The sequence below is a fragment of the Microbulbifer magnicolonia genome (genome assembly GCF_035117725.1).
Lineage (GTDB): Bacteria > Pseudomonadota > Gammaproteobacteria > Pseudomonadales > Cellvibrionaceae > Microbulbifer > Microbulbifer magnicolonia.
On record NZ_JAYEFD010000002.1, the window covers coordinates 820,372 to 835,445 of the forward strand.

Annotated in this window: 9 protein-coding genes; 5 read left to right on the forward strand and 4 right to left on the reverse strand. The window is 61.4% G+C overall.

The window, feature by feature from the left end; translation table 11 throughout:
• Positions 1-40: 40 nt before the first annotated feature.
• The 3 genes from RRF64_RS12930 to RRF64_RS12940 all read left to right on the forward strand — a co-directional run bounded on the left by RRF64_RS12930 (position 41) and on the right by RRF64_RS12940 (position 3,747).
• Complete coding sequence (locus RRF64_RS12930) at positions 41-559, forward strand: macro domain-containing protein (protein WP_323846304.1); 519 nt, start codon at positions 41-43, stop codon at positions 557-559.
• A gap of 256 nt (positions 560-815) precedes the next feature.
• The gene (locus tag RRF64_RS12935; protein WP_323846305.1) at positions 816-2,048 is read left to right on the forward strand and encodes a TIGR03032 family protein; all 1,233 of its coding nucleotides are present in this window, start codon (positions 816-818) and stop codon (positions 2,046-2,048) included.
• 406 nt (positions 2,049-2,454) lie between these two features.
• Positions 2,455-3,747 (forward strand): M14 family metallopeptidase, encoded by a 1,293-nt coding sequence (locus RRF64_RS12940; protein WP_323846306.1) that lies wholly within the window; start codon positions 2,455-2,457, stop codon positions 3,745-3,747.
• Between the two features lie 24 nt (positions 3,748-3,771).
• Here RRF64_RS12940 and RRF64_RS12945 read toward each other — a convergent pair whose 3' ends face one another.
• Genes RRF64_RS12945 through RRF64_RS12960 form a run of 4 tightly spaced genes read right to left on the reverse strand, consistent with a single transcriptional unit; the run spans position 3,772 to position 6,855 of the window.
• Entirely contained in the window at positions 3,772-4,950 is a 1,179-nt protein-coding gene (locus tag RRF64_RS12945) for a sensor histidine kinase (protein ID WP_323846307.1), read from the reverse strand.
• Positions 4,950-5,654 (reverse strand): response regulator transcription factor, encoded by a 705-nt coding sequence (locus RRF64_RS12950; RefSeq protein WP_323846308.1) that lies wholly within the window; start codon positions 5,652-5,654, stop codon positions 4,950-4,952. Before RRF64_RS12950 ends, RRF64_RS12945 begins: the two co-directional genes overlap by 1 nt.
• On the reverse strand, positions 5,651-6,022 hold the full coding sequence (locus RRF64_RS12955) for a DUF3019 domain-containing protein (protein ID WP_323846309.1): 372 nt from the start codon (positions 6,020-6,022) through the stop codon (positions 5,651-5,653). Before RRF64_RS12955 ends, RRF64_RS12950 begins: the two co-directional genes overlap by 4 nt.
• Entirely contained in the window at positions 6,019-6,855 is an 837-nt protein-coding gene (locus RRF64_RS12960) for a MipA/OmpV family protein (protein ID WP_323846310.1), read from the reverse strand. The genes RRF64_RS12955 and RRF64_RS12960 overlap by 4 nt, the downstream gene beginning before the upstream one ends.
• 316 nt (positions 6,856-7,171) lie before the next feature.
• Between RRF64_RS12960 and RRF64_RS12965 the strand changes: the two genes are divergently transcribed.
• Together RRF64_RS12965 and RRF64_RS12970 are read left to right on the forward strand one after the other, a co-directional pair.
• On the forward strand, positions 7,172-12,184 hold the full coding sequence (locus RRF64_RS12965) for a hypothetical protein (protein WP_323846311.1): 5,013 nt from the start codon (positions 7,172-7,174) through the stop codon (positions 12,182-12,184).
• A 77-nt stretch (positions 12,185-12,261) separates the two neighbouring features.
• On the forward strand, positions 12,262-15,063 hold the full coding sequence (locus RRF64_RS12970; protein WP_323846312.1) for a TonB-dependent receptor domain-containing protein: 2,802 nt from the start codon (positions 12,262-12,264) through the stop codon (positions 15,061-15,063).
• Positions 15,064-15,074: the final 11 nt, after the last annotated feature.

The following is a 15,074-nucleotide window of genomic DNA, read 5'->3' on the forward strand; positions in this document are numbered from 1 at the left end:
GCTAAAGTATCAGTATCCGAAATCGCAAAAATGAGAAGTCGTGACACAAATAGAGCTGACTTGCGGCGATATCCTGGCGCTGAACGGCGATGCGCTGGTGTGCCCGGCCCACAAACACCTGATCCGCGGGCGCGGTCTGTCTGCGCAGATCTATGACCGCGGCGGCGCCGCGCTGGCGGCGGCCTGCGAACAGCAGCCCGAATGCGCCGTGGGCGAGGCCAGGATCACATGCGCCTACGGCCTGCCGGTCAATTTCCTCCTGCACACGGTGACGCCCCAGTGGAGCAGCGGCGACCAGTGGGGCGCCCAGGCGCTGGTGCAGCTGCGGCGCTGCTACGAGAGCGTGCTGGCGCTGGCAATGCAGAGCCGCCTGAAGACCCTGCTGCTCCCGGCCCTGGGTGCCGGCACCAACCGTTTTCCCCACGCCATCGCCGCGCACCAGGCGCTGGAAGTACTGCGCGAACAGGGGAGAGGCTTCGACAAGCTGACTGTCTGCCTGCACACGCCGGCGGCGCTGGCCGAGTGGCGGCGGGTGGAGAGGCGCTTCTTCGCCGATTGAATCCGGACGCTCCCTTGGCCAGCCGGAATAAGTTTTGAGCAAATCGGGCCCAGTTAAAACAAAATTTTAAATCCCGGCGGATGCCTCCGAACCCCGTCGCGGCTGAGACAAACTGTTACAAACCTCCGCCCCGCGGTGTGCTCGGCGCGGGTTACAGTGCCAACTCGACAGGCTCCGGCGCAGCCCCGGGGCCGAGCAAAATAACGAAATGCGGCCTGAGTGCAGGCGCGAAGAAGTGAGTCGGGTGGTACAGAATATGAGTGAATCAGAAGTGGTCGAGCCGCGCGCAGAAGCGGCAGAAGCACAGGGCGCCGAGACGGAAGATAGCGCAGTCATCGACCCTACCGCGGGCGAGGAGATCGAAGCTGAGGCGAAACAGGCGCAGCAACAACCCGAACCGGTGCGCAAATCCTGCTCGCCCGGTCTCTCCTGCTGGATGCTGCAGAACCAGCTTTCCGTCGCCTTCACCTCTTACCAGTCCGGTCGCGTGTATATGGTGGGTGCCGAGGCCGGCGGCAAGCTGTCGTTCCACGAGCGCATCTTCCAGCGCGCCATGGGCATCGTCGGCAACCGCAGGCGCATCTACATGGGCGGACTCTACCAGGTGTGGCGCTTCGAGAATGTGCTGCAGCCGGGGCAGGTGGCCAACAAGATGTTCGACGCCTGTTACGTGCCGCGCAACGCGCAGTTCACAGGCGAGGTGGACATTCACGAGCTGGGCATCCAGAAAGACGGCAAGGTTATTTTCGTCAACACCAAGTACAACTGCCTGGCGGAGCTGAGCCTCAGACACAGCTTCCGCGCCATCTGGAAACCGGATTTCATCAGCAAGATCGCCCCCGAGGACCGCTGCCACCTGAACGGCCTGGCGATGGTGGACGGCAAGCCGAAGTATGTCACCGCGGTGTGCAAGTCGGACACCATCGACGGCTGGCGCGAAAGACGCGACAACGGCGGCGTGATCATCGACGTCGACACCAACGAGATCGTCTGCGAAGGGCTGTCTATGCCCCATTCGCCGCGCTGGGAAAACGGCAAACTGTGGGTGCTGAACAGCGGCACCGGTTATCTCGGCTACGTCGATTTCGAGCACCGCAAATTCGTCCCGCACACTTTCTGCCCCGGCTTTATGCGCGGTCTCGCCATTTACGGCAACTACGCCATCGTCGGCCTGTCCAAGCCGCGCTACGAGCGCTTCGAGGGTCTGGAGCTGGACAAAAACCTCACCGAGAAAGACTCCGAGGCCTGGTGCGGTGTGCAGTTTATCAACCTGACCAGCGGCAACGTCGAGCAGTGGATCCGCCTCGACGGTCCGGTGACGGAACTGTTCGATCTCACCGTGCTGCCCGGTGTGCGCTGCCCGATGGGGATCGGCCAGCAGAGCCGGGAAAACCTGACCATGGTGACCTACGAGGATGCCACCGGCGCAAAAGAAACCTCAGTCGCAGAGGCGGAACAGCAGGAATCGCAGAGCGAAGCAGAAGTCTGATTTGCGCTGCAACAAAACGCGCGGTCCCGGTGGCCGCGCGCTTTTTATTTTCTCGGGTCGCTGCCCGCTCAGGGCGAATTGGGCCAGCTCAGCGTGGCGCGCTTGCGCTGGCACCCCTATCCATTGCCCTTCCCGGAACAGCACCGCTACCTCTTCCATACTTGCCAAACAGAGAATGTGAAACCGGAGCCGAATATAACGGCGACTTGGTTTATGCGCGAAAGTCTGACGAGCTCGTGACCGAGAACCTGAAAAGGCCAGAGGCCATCCCGGAAACCGCCAAAGTGTAATTGTGGTTTGACCTCCAGATTAATTCCCGCCTCACAGGGATAGCCCGCTGCATGCAGCGGGCTCTTTTGTGTGCGATGATTTTGCTTTCAAATTTTTTTGTCGGCAGGAAGGCAATATGAAGCGCTTTGCATTGGTTCTCGGTGTGTTGTTGGCGGCTGTATGGCTCGCCGACAGGGCGCTATTGCCGCAGCAGGGATACCAGCCAGAGGCGTTGCAGGAGCTAGAGGTAGATCCGGAGAACTTGCGCTATTTTCCGGGCAATTACGTACAGAGTCGCGAACAGTTTCGACAGCTGCACACCCTGGTGCCGCAACGGTATCAGGTGCAGCAGGGGCTATTCAGGGTACCTTCCTCGGATGATGACCTGACCGTGGACTGGTTGCATCTCAGTAGCGATGCGCCGCGCCTGGTAGTCCTGGTGAGCGGCGTACACGGCATGGAGGCGCCAACCGGCGCGGCAATGCAGTTCCTGTTTGTGGATTTGTTGCGCGCTGGCCAACTGCCAGGCGACTTTGATGTATTGATGCTGCACGCGCTCAATCCGTTTGGTTTCAAGTACGGTCGACGGGCAACGGAAAACAATGTCGACCTGAATCGCAACCTGGATACAACCACCACCCTGTTTGCGAATGAAAATCAGGGCTACACACAGTTGCGAGACCTTCTCTTGCCGCAAAATCCGGTGGATTTGAGCCAGTGGGAAAACCGGTTTTTTGCCGAGCGCTTGTCGCTGAAACTGGTGCGCAACAGCCGCGATGCAATTCAGGAAGCCGCACTCAGCGGACAGTATCAGTACCCACAGGGATTTTACTACGGTGGTGACAGCTTCGAGCCGCAGCAGGCATTTTTGCAGCAACTTCTTGCTGACAAGACGGCGCCCTACCAAAGTATTCTGTTTGTCGATTTGCATACCGGCTTTGGCTCGCGCGGCGAAACCCATTTCTACCCGGGCAATCCAGCCACAGAGCAGATAAAGCGCGATATGGCGTGGGTGTTTCAGGACTACGACATGGTGTGGCCTTCCGAGGCGTCTGGGTTTTTCCCGATCCGGGGAGACCTGATTGGCTTTGCGGGCAAACTGCTGGCCGGGGAAAAGCGCTTTGTGCCGATTATTCTGGAATTCGGCACCATGGATAGCCTGGCCACCAAAGGTGGGGTGGAGTCACTGCACCGGACATTGCTGGAGAACCAGGGTCACTTTCACGGCTTCCAGTCGGCGGAGGATCGCGCCGAGGTACAGCGCCGCTATCAGGAAATGTTCTACCCGACGTCGGATCGCTGGCGCAGCAAGATTGCCGAGGATATGCGCGGTATCTACCCGCAGATACTTGAACGTTTTCAGCAGCTGGATCGGGCGAAGCGCGAAACCGGGCAGTTCAACACCGCGCCTGTTGATACCGGCCGTTAGGCCAGTAGCATTAGGCCAACAGCATCAGGGGTAGTTGGGCCAGCTCAGGGTGGCGCGGGTGCCGCCCAGTTTGGGTGAGCGGTCCAGGCGCAGCTCGCCGTCGTGCCACATCATCACCTTCTTGACGATATAGAGTCCCAGCCCGTAACCCTGCTCGTCGGTTGCCGAGCGGGTGAAGGCATCGGTCAGTTCCAGTGCATCACCGGCGAGGCCCGGGCCGTTGTCCTCCACCGTGAGGACGCAGCGTCCCTCGCCGATATCGAAGCGCAGCTCCACGCGGTCGTCGGCGTACTTGTTCGCGTTGGTGACCAGGTTCTGTATCGCAATGGCGAGTGAATCCGGTTCCAGGCAGGCCTGGCCGTTCGGGAAGTAGTAGCCGATCTTCAGGTTCGGGCACTGGGACTCCAGCGTCGAGGCCAGATCGCCGAAGAAGTCCTCCACGTTTATCCATTTGCGTGCGATGAATTTTTCCTGGATTTCCAGGCGGGCGAAGTTCAGGTAGCGGTCCACCAGTTGCTCGATACTGTTTACGGAGCTCGCAATCAGGCGGTTGTCCGGATCCGGCGGCATCAGCGCCAGTTGGAACTTGATCTGCGCGAGCGGCGTGCGCACTTCGTGCGCGATGGTGCGGGCCAGGTCCTGATTCATCTGGCAGTAATCCAGCACGATATTCGCCATGCGCCGGAAAGTTTCCGTCAGGGAATAGATCGCCGAGCCGGGCCGGGTGTTGGCGGGCATCCGGAACGGCCGCTCGCTGAAGCGGATGGCGCGCTTCTGCAGTTCGTGCAGATCCCGAAACATCGGCCAGAGCAACAGCATCAACACCACCAGCATGGCGCCGATCAGCAGCAGTCGCCAATGGGTAATGCTTTCGCTCCGGTGCTGGGGGAAGGGGCCGATCTGCAGTACGCCGTTGTCGGTCAGACGGTAGAACAGCAGCTGCTCGCTGCCGGCGTCCAGGCCGACAATCTCTCCCGAACGCAGGCGCGCCATCAGGTCATCGGGAAAGTACACCGCGTCCAGCGGGTAGTTCTGTGCCAGCGGCGCATCACCCCGCTCGAGTGCTTCCGCCAGCTGCGCGGCGCTGATGGTGTATTCACCCGGGGGATCGGAATAAAGCTGGTAAAGGGCGCTGACCGCCATGTACACGATAACCAGTGCCAGCGCCATCATGCTGAGCAGGCGGAACATCTGCTGGCGCATCAGCGGCTTCCGTCAGTGGTGTGCAGTGCGTAGCCGCGGCCGCGGATAGAGCGGATGGCGATATTGTCGGCAGTGGCGTCGAGCTTTCTGCGCAGGCGGCTCACACGCATGTCCACGGCGCGGTCGAGGCCGTCGAATTCGCGCCCCATCACCCGCCGGAACAGGTATTCACGGCTGAGCGGCCGCGACGGTTGTTCGGCAAAGATCAGCAGCAACTCGAATTCATTGTCGGTGAGCGGCAGCGGCTCGCCACTCACGGTTGCCGCGCGGCTTTCCAGCTGTATGCGCAGGGGTCCGAAGTGGAAGTCTCTGGAGGATGGCGCCGTGCCGGGACCGCGGCGCAACTTCGCCTCGATCTTGGCCCACAGCAATTCCGGGGCTACGGGTTTGACCAGATAATCGCAGGCGCCTAGTTCGAGCCCCTTGATCTGGTCGCTCACCGAACTGAGCGCGCTGAGAAAAATTACCGGGCAGCGCAACTGGCTGATGTACTGTTCCAGCAGTAGAAAACCACTCGCATCCGGCAAGACGACATCGGCGAGTACCAGATCGTAGTCACGGTGGTGCAGTGCCTTCATAAAGGCGGCGCCATTCTCCGCGTGGGTCACGGTGCAGCCGCGCTGCAGCAGAAAGCGGCCGATCAGGCCGGCGAGCCGCGCGTCATCCTCCAGCAGCAGAATGCGGTAACCCTCGGCGGTTTTCACAGCAGCCCCCAGCCGTAATGGCGTCGGTGGCGCTTGGGGCGGTAGCGCGCGACTTTGAGCGATGCCGTGGCGACGTCCTTGCCGCTGACCTCTTCGGTGACCCGGAACAGGACATCTTCCTCCGCACTGACATACAGCTGCAGCTCCCGTGCGGCACCGCCGTCGAAACAGCGGATCAGTCCGCGGCCGGAAATGGACAGGCAGAAACGCGCTGGGTCGTCGCTGGAGAACAGGACCTTGACCGGAATATCGCAGCGGCTGTCGTCGTCATTGATCGCGCACAGCGACGGAGTCACTCTCAGTTCCGCGGCGTTGCCGGCATTCGAAACGCACAGCGCCAACAGCAAACAAGAGAGTCGAGTCTTCATTGTTCGCTACCGATGCTGTATTGGATGCCGACAAACCAGCTCAGGGTTTCCGATTTTTCCATCAGCTGCGCATGTCGCCCATCCATGTCGAAGCGGTTGTACTTGGCCGCGAGGCGCAGCTCGACATTCTTTGTCAGCGGGTAGGCGTAACTCAGGCGTGTGTAGTGGTCGGTGACGTCATCCTGTTCCGGCTGGTTAAACCACAGAGAGGAGTTGAAACCCATCTCTGTATCGCGCAGGCGGTAGTAGTAGTCCACCAGATCTGCGTCTTTATTGACGACCCCAAGTCCCCAGGAGATGGCGCCGCCGAAAAGGCGATAGCGCTTGTTGAAACTCAGGTGCGTCTCGCTGCCGTTGTGGACACCGGTAATATCGTGAAAATAAGAGAAAGAAATGTCGACTGGGTCCGTGACCAGGGTCGCATTAGGGCCAGCGACGATGGAGACATTCCGTTCAACTTTAATCGGCTCGTTGTCGCCGCCGTACGGATCAAGACCGAGCAGTGAAGTCAGGGAAACAACGCGGACATCGCCCGCCAGATAGTAGAGGCCGTCTTCGTTGGGGCGCGCTACCAGGTCGATATAGAAGCTGTCTTCCTCGACCAGGTTGTAGCCGGCGGTGAGGTTGCTGATAAAGAAACGTTCGCCGTAATAACTAAATGCTGGCAGCAAAAAAGTTTCTTGTTTTCCGCGACCCGCGAGAGGATTTTCCAAAACGCCCCGACCGGAGGCGACCGCGAGTTTCCACGCGGGTACGCTGATCTCGTCGGCCATTGCGCCGGCATGCGCGAGCAGTGCCAGCAGGGTCGTTATTATTTTTAATATTCTGCACATCTGACGATGAACTGCTGTCAGTTATCGGGTGCATTGGTATATCACAGGCCACCCTGCGCCGGCCATCGATATTGGCAAAACGCGACAAACTGTTACAAAACTCTGCCGACCGGATATCCCTCTCCAGCACGAAGCCCTTTTGCGCCTGTTGCGCTCGGTCGCCCCTCCGTCACCACCGTTGACAAACTGTTACGTGAAAGCCGTGGCCGGCGTTGCAACGGCCATGGTTCCATCCCCTCTCTCAAAACTCTCAACGACGCGACCGGATAAATAAAAACGGTCGAATAAAAATAAACCTCTTTTGGGGAGAAGAACCATGGCCGTTAAATCAGGCTTTCCCAGTGGCCAGAATCAGCTGGCACTGGCCGTGCGCAAAGTGCTCTTCAGTTCGGCTGCCGCCACCGCCATCGCCGTCGCTGCCCCCGGGCATGCAGTGGCGGCGGACGTCAACTGCATTCCGGGCCAGCTGGGCGCACCCGTCGCCGGCGACTCGGTGACCTGCACCGGCGCCTTCGACGAAACCATCAACTACGACGTGGCGGACATGACGCTGGTGGATGAGACCAGCGGCGCAACGCTGGTATCGCCCGGCGACCTGACCGTGGTGGTGGCCGAGGGCAGCAGCGCCGCCGGTATTGCCATCTCTTCGGTGACCGCCGCCGGCGGCAACCCGGAGGCCACCGGTTCCATCACGATCGAAAACGGCGCCGATATCGTGCAGGGCGGCGATCAGGAGGGCATCGCCATCGATCCCAGCCTGGTCAAGGATATGTCGGGTTTCGGGCGCAGCATCAACTGGGACTGGCAGAGTGGGGTTTACTTTGATTCCGCGGTTGCTATCGAACCAGAGTCGTATGTGGATGACTACGGCTACACCCGAACCAGATATATCGCCAGCGGCGAAGTCTACAGTCTCGGCGGGAAGCTGTCGGGGCGGGAGGCCGCGGAGCAGCTGGGTATCGCGCCGGAGCTACTTCCCGCCAACGGGGGCCTGATTGACGATTTGACCATTGTCGTTGCGCCGGAAGGGACTTTCGACAACGCGGTGTTGGCGGCGGTATCCGCCGAGACCCAGGCCGGCGATATCGCCATTACCAACACCGGCGACCTCAGTGTCGGCAGCGGTGCGGCTATTACCTATTACACAGATTATTATCTGAACGTACTTCCGTCCGGCCAGCTCTGGAACAGTGTGGACACCGATGGCGACGGCGTCTATGACCTGAAGGTATATGGCGGCGTGAAGCAGGTCGCCGTTTACGACAGCCAGATTCGCGAGGCCACGATTGCCACCGCGGGTATCGCCGCGGACACCACCAGCGGCAATATCACGCTGGACAACGCCGGTAGTATTTCCGCCGGCGATGTGTCCCGCGGCATGGTGGCGCACACGGTGGAAGGCGACATCAGCATCACCAACAGCGGCGATATTGCGGTGGGCGAGAACGCCTTCGGCATCCACGCCAGCAGCGACGTGCAGACCCAGCAAGTCGGCGGCTATGCCTACGCATCGGGCAGCGCCTACGCGGTGGAGTACAATCCCGGCTTCTTCGGCAGCGCTCCCAGCTACACCCACTTCTACCGCGAGTACAGCGCCTACGCCCACCAGGTAGACACTACCGACAGCGTTATCGCCATCGACAACAGCGGCAGTATCACCGTGGGCGCCGGTTCCACCGGTATCCACGCGGAAAACCCTTCCGGTGCCGGGATCGTTATCGAGAACTCCGGCGATATCGTCGTCGAAGGCGGCAGCGGCGGTGCCGGCATCTATGCGTCCACCGCCGCGGGTCTGAAAACCAAGCTGGAGACGACCTATACCAGCAGTTACCGCTACATTGCCGAGGGCGAGGCGGATCCGGAGCGGGTACAGAACGGCCTCACTAGCCGCTACGGCTACACCACCGATCACAACCAGGGTGGCGTTTACTACAACCACTTGGTGCCGGTGTTCGATTATTCCGGTAGTTATCCAGTGGCCACCGGTGAATACACGTCCAAGTCCACCCGCCACTATACGCAAACACAACAGACGAAAGGGACCGGTTACTTCGACGACGTCGGCGATATCGTCATCTCCAACAGCGGCAATATAGATATGTCCCGCAGCGCGCAGAGCGCGGGCATTGCCGCAATGGGGCACGGCGACACCACCATCAACAACAGCGGCGATATTCTCGTCGGCGTGCAGGGTGCCGGCATCCAGGTCGCGGGTGTGGGTGAGAAGTGGGTCGGCAACAGCGGCCACATCCAGATGGGCGAAGAGGGCGGCATCGGTATCAGAGTCGACGCCTGGCCGGGCCAGTTCGACGCTGTGGAGATGTACGGCATCGGTAGCGACGAGGCCACCGTCGCAAAGTTCAAGGGCTTCCATAACGGCGATATCACCGTTGTCAACGAGGGCACTATTTCCGCGGCGGACAACAGCCACCTGACTCAGCGCAACGAGAGCGGTGAGCTGACGTCTGTCGCCGCCGGCGGCGACGGGATCAGCATCTACGCGCTGGGCTCCAACCTGGTCAGCAACGGCAGCGCACCCTGGAGCCAGTACGGGCAGGATGTGGCCGAATACATCGGCGTGGGCGAGTACTTCGACCCGGACATCGAACTCTACGATCTGAATGTCCTCAACACCGGTGACATTCACGTGGCCGACATGAGCAATGGCATCTTTGCCCTGTCCAAGTACGGCCAGGTGACGGTGGAAAACCGCGGCACCATCACCATCGGCGACGGTGTCCACGGGGAGTTCGCCGGCGGCGGACTGACCTGGTTCAATCCGGGTGGCATGGTCGCCACCAACTGGCCGGTAGAGGGCTTTTCCGACAACTTCCTGTTGAACAGCGGCGATATCGTCGCCGGCGACCTGACCGTGGGTATGGATTCCAACAGCTGGCACGGCTCCAGCGTGGTGGTCAACGACGGCAGTATCGCCGTCGGCAATGGCAGCTTCCTGCAGCTGGAGGCTTATGACCACGGCATCAACTCGGCCGGTATCCGTTCCATCAGCGCCGGCGGCATGAACGCCTACGCCGCCGCCCAGAACAACGGCGAAATCAGCACGGGCGATCGCGCCTATGGCATGGTGGTGTCCAACATCTTCACCAACGGCCTTCTGTTGACCCCGGAGCTCAACGAGCGCGTCTATACCGCCGTGGCCGTCAACAACGGTGTTATCACTACCGGCGACTATTCCAGTGGCATGGTGGTGAAGGGCTATCTGTCCAGCGGTGTCAATAACGGCAGCATCTCCATCGGCAGCGGCGACATGCAGGTGAACACCAATGTTCAGCGCGCGGCCGGCATGAAGAACCTGGATAGCGATGGTCTGCAGTCGGTCATGGTGAACAGCGGCGAGATCAGCGGCGGCAACCAGGTGACCGGCATCTACTCCCAGGCCGTCTATGCCCTGGCGGCGCAGACCGAAGGCGCTTCTATCGAACTGGGTGACGATACGGTGGGCATGCTTGCGGTCGGCTACTCTTCGGCCTCGGTGCAGAACCAGGGCTCGGTCACCGTTGGCGACCGCTCCATCGGCCTGGAAGCTTTCGGCAGCCTGGGTTCCGTCGTGAACACTGGCATCGTCACCACCGGTGACAATGGCATTGGTGTGCGTCTGTCTTCCGCTTACGTTGAGACCACCGACCCCGAAACCGGCGAAGTATTGCGCTACGCCGGCAGCGTATACAACAGTGGCAGCATCAGCACTGGCGAGGGCGGCATTGCCATCGAGTCCACCCAGGACTTCGACGTGCAGATCGTCAACACCGGCAACATCCGGGGCTCGATCGTGACCGGTGGGGGCAACGATGTGCTGCTCAACACGGTGCGCGTGGACGAGGCGGGCGACCCCGTCGCCGCGGGCCGCATCGAACTGCACGATGCATTTATCGATCTGGGCGCGGGCACCAATACCTTTATCAATGAGGCGGGCGATATCGTCTTCTCCGGCGAAAGCGCCATCCGTCTCGGCGCCGGCGGATCCATGAAGAATTACTCCGTCTACGGCAATTACGTCACCATCTCCGGTGTCAACGGCCGCGCCGGCGACACGCTGACCATCGACGGCGACGTCAACTTCACTTCCATACAGAGCAATGGCGTGCTGATGGTCGATGTCGGCCGCGCAGCTGCAGACCGGATCGTGATCAACGGCGACCTCGCCGTTCTCGCCAGCGGGCGCACGGGTGAGGCCAGCGCCGCCTCCGCACTGGGCCTGGCCGTCAACGTGGTCGATCAGGGCAAGGGCGAGCACACCAGCGGCCCGATCCTGACCGTGAACGGCGACTCCGACGCAGAGGAAATGGTGCTCACCGCCATCGGCGGCGCATTCGCCGATACGGTGCTGAGCGCCGACCTGGTACAGGACGGCAGCGGTCAGTGGATGGTCACCTACACCTCCGGCCTGTCCGCTCTGGGCGCGGCCGCCAGCTCCGTCTCCCACCTGGCCGAGAGCTTCTGGCTGCGCTCCGCCACCGCGTTCCAGGATCGCGAGCGCGGCGCCAATGCCACCGAGCTCGGTCGCGAGTCCGGCCTGCATCTATGGACCATGGGTTTCCACACCGACAGCGACATCGCCAGCCAGGGTGACCTGGCGCAACAGGATCTCGGCTTCAGCCAGTTGCTGAGCGGCTCCATCGCCGGTGCCACCTACGCCACCAAGCTGGGCAACAGCTGGCTGAGCATCAGCCCGATGGTGGGCATGGGTGCCGCCGACGGTGCGCAGCTGGAGCAGCAGTCCGGCGCGGCACTGGATGCGGAGACCCTGGCGCTCAGCGCCAGCTGGAGCCTGTCGGACTTCTACGTGAGCGCCATGGTGCAGAGCATGGAGTTCGACGCCGGCATCAGCGCCTACGACTCCCGCGCCAGAACTGCGGGCAAGGCCGAGGGCTTCAGCGTCGAGGGCGGCTGGACCTACTCGACGGAGTCCGGCATCGCGCTGACCCCGTTTGCGCAGTGGAGTGACGTCAAGGTGGTGATGGATGCGTTTACCTCCTCCGACGGCAACTTCGACTACGCCTACGACCTGGGCAACAGCAAGCGCGCCCGTCTGGGCCTCAACCTGAGCAAGTCGTTCGAAGTGGGCGATGGCTTCGTCGCTCCTTACGTCACCTTTAGTGCGGTGAGCATGCAGAACGCCAACAATCACCAGCTGTTCTCCAACGGTGTGGCCTTCGGCAGTGACGTCTCCGGCGAGGGTATGCAGATCGACTTCGGCGCAGAGGGCGAATACCGCAACTGGATCGTGAAGGGCGGCCTCGGTGTGCACAGCGGCGATGTCGACAAGAACGGCCTCAGCGGCCACCTGTCCTTCTCCCGCAGTCTCTAAGTCGCGCAGGCAGGGGGCGCCCGGCGCCCCCTTGTGTCGAAGGTTTTCATTTGGGCCAGAGCCCACAGGAAATGAATATGTTTGAGAAAAATAAGCTTTCCATCTGCGTGGCGGCAGTACTGGGGCTCTGTGCCTCCATGCCCCTGTACGCGGAGGAGGCCGGCGAAGACCGGCAAGAGGAAACCGCGGACCGCAACCCGGAAACCAAGGATCAAACCCCGGAGCAGACCCCGGAGCAGACCACGGGTGTTGTCGCCCGCGCATCGGAACGAGACAGCACCATCGAGAATATCGTGGTGACGGGTTCGCTGATTCCGCGCACCTCTTTCGACGGTCCGGATCCCATGACCGTGATCGATGAAGAGGATATGAAGAAGCGCGGCCTGCTGACCGTCGCCGATGTGGTCGACTCCCTGTCGCAGAATACCGGTTACCGCGAGGGCAAGTCCGGCAACCTGCTGTCCGGCTTTACCGTCGGCGCGTCGGAAGTGAACCTGCGCGGCCTCGGCACCGGGCGCACCCTGGTGCTGGTCAACGGCCGTCGCATCGCCGATTACCCGATGCCCTTCGGCGGCGAACAGAACGGCACCGACGTGGCCACCATACCCGGTGCCGCCCTGGCGCGCACGGAAGTCCTGAGCGGCAGCGCTTCCGCCATCTACGGTTCCGATGCGGTCGGCGGCGTCGTCAACATGATCACCAAACGCGACATGGAACAGACTTCGATCTCCCATGTCACCGGTGCATTCGAGGACGGCAACGGCCTCACCAACATCACCTCCTTTGTCACCGGCACCGCCTTCGATCGCGGCTCGGTGACCTTCAGCCTGGAGAAATACTCGGCGGCGCCTATCAGCGCGGACGAGGTCAGCTTCCTCGACGATCGCAGATTCCTCGTCAACGGTATCTCGGTGATCCGGGAGGACATGAACAATCCCGGCAGCGGCGGGCTCGTCTCGCCGGCGGGTTACGACTGCGCCGCCAACGGCATGGTCGCCGCCGGCAGCAGTGAGGACGGCCGTCTCGGGTGTAATTTCGATGCTTCGCGCGGCATTGCCATGGCGTCGGAGGTCGATCGCACATCGATCTTTGTCGACGGCCGCTACCAGATAACCGACACCATCAACGGCTTTGCCACGGTACTGGGCTCCAAGCAGGATGTAGCCAGCTCCGTTGCCGCCAACTTCTGGCGCGGTGCCGTCTACAACGCCGACTTCAGCGAGGTGGCATCCATAACCCGCTCCTTCGCCCACGACCTGGGCTACAGCGAATCCAGCATGGACCAGGAAATGTGGACCCTGATGCTGGGCCTGGAGGGCGAAATCGACCTGGGCGGCAGCAGCTGGAACTGGGATGTAGGCTACTCCCGGGCCAGATTCCAGATGACACAGAAGAACGCCGCCATGCGCGAGGATGTGCTGCGCGACTGGCTGTTCGAGGGTGCCGGCAATTTCGAGATCCTCGCGCCCGATCTCTACCAGGTCAGCGACGAGTTCTTCGCCAACGGCCTGGTGGACAACATCTACCGCAACGCTTCCGCCGATCGCGATGCGTTACTGGGCCACGCTGTGACCTTCGCCGACTCCGGCGCGCAATCCCTGACCGGCAAGGTGGTGGGCGAAATCGGCGATTTCGGTGTGTTCTACAACCCGGTGACCATGGCGATCGCCGTCGAGTGGTCGAGCCAGGACACGGGCATCGATCCGGACGAGCGCTCCCTCAACCGCAACGGCAATGGCTGGCTGAACCTGGGTGCCGTGGAGGCTAGCGGCAGCCGCGATCGCAAGGCCATCGGTGCCGAATTCCAGATCCCGGTATTCGAGGATCTGGAGCTGACCCTGGCCAGCCGTTTCGACCGCTACGATGACTCCACCGCGATCGGCGGGCGCAACACCTCCTCCGCGAAGTTCGTCTACAGCCCGTTCGACCTGCTGAAGTTCCGCGGCCATATCGCACAGACTTTCCGCGCACCGGATATGTTCAACATCTACGGCGAGTCCACCGGCTATTCTGACGTGATCGACCTGCTCGGTGGCGACTGCTTCGACGGCGAGCAGATTACCGGAAGCTGCCCCGCCTATACGGTGACGTCGATACGCAGCGGCAGTACGGAACTGGAAGAGGAAAAAGGCAAGGACATCGGCTTCGGTGTGGTGTTCACGCCGGCCGACAACGTCAATATCTCCGCGGACTGGTACCGGGTGCGTCTGGATGACCTGGTGTTGACCGAGAGCGCTTACGAGCTGATGTCCTACGAGTGGCAGTGTGCCACCGGCGGCCTGCCCAGCGGCAGCCAGTTCTGTCAGAGCGTGCAGGAGCGGGTTCAGCGCGACGCAACCGGACAGGTGGACTCCATCATCATCCAGCCGCAAAACCAGCAGTTCCTCGAGGTCGAGGGCCTGGATCTGCGCGCGAGTGCGAATTTCGAATCCGCGCAATACGGCAACTTCTATGTTGGAGCGGAATACACCAACACCCTGTCACACGAGTTCCAGCAGTTCGCCGGCGACCAGGTGTTCGATATCCGCACCGGCTTCCCGGGCCAGTCGGTGCCGGCTACCCGCAGCAACTTGCACCTGTACTGGAGCAACCCGCTGACTGGCTTCAAATCTGTCGGTACCGGCCTGACTATCCAGCGCCAGGGCCGCGTGGACAACTACGCCCTCAGCAAGGCGCTGGAGCCCCACTATACGGTAAACCTGTCTGGCAATTACCAGGTAGGTCCTCGCCTGAACCTGGGCTTGAACATCCAGAACCTGACCAACGCCATGCCCACTACCGACGCCACCAACCCGCTCTGGCCTTACTACTGGAGTCACCTGCAAAGCCCGCTGGGCCGCGCGGTGAGCTTTTCCGTCAATTATTACCTGAGTGACTAAGCCGGTACCGA

Coding starts and splice junctions, on each gene's coding strand:
- RRF64_RS12945 (WP_323846307.1), bottom strand. CDS start 4,950: ATGCGCCAGCAGATGTTCCGCCTGCTCAGCATGATGGCGCTGGCACTG.
- RRF64_RS12955 (WP_323846309.1), bottom strand. CDS start 6,022: ATGAAGACTCGACTCTCTTGTTTGCTGTTGGCGCTGTGCGTTTCGAAT.
- RRF64_RS12970 (WP_323846312.1), top strand. CDS start 12,262: ATGTTTGAGAAAAATAAGCTTTCCATCTGCGTGGCGGCAGTACTGGGG.
- RRF64_RS12940 (WP_323846306.1), top strand. CDS start 2,455: ATGAAGCGCTTTGCATTGGTTCTCGGTGTGTTGTTGGCGGCTGTATGG.
- RRF64_RS12935 (WP_323846305.1), top strand. CDS start 816: ATGAGTGAATCAGAAGTGGTCGAGCCGCGCGCAGAAGCGGCAGAAGCA.
- RRF64_RS12960 (WP_323846310.1), bottom strand. CDS start 6,855: ATGTGCAGAATATTAAAAATAATAACGACCCTGCTGGCACTGCTCGCG.
- RRF64_RS12965 (WP_323846311.1), top strand. CDS start 7,172: ATGGCCGTTAAATCAGGCTTTCCCAGTGGCCAGAATCAGCTGGCACTG.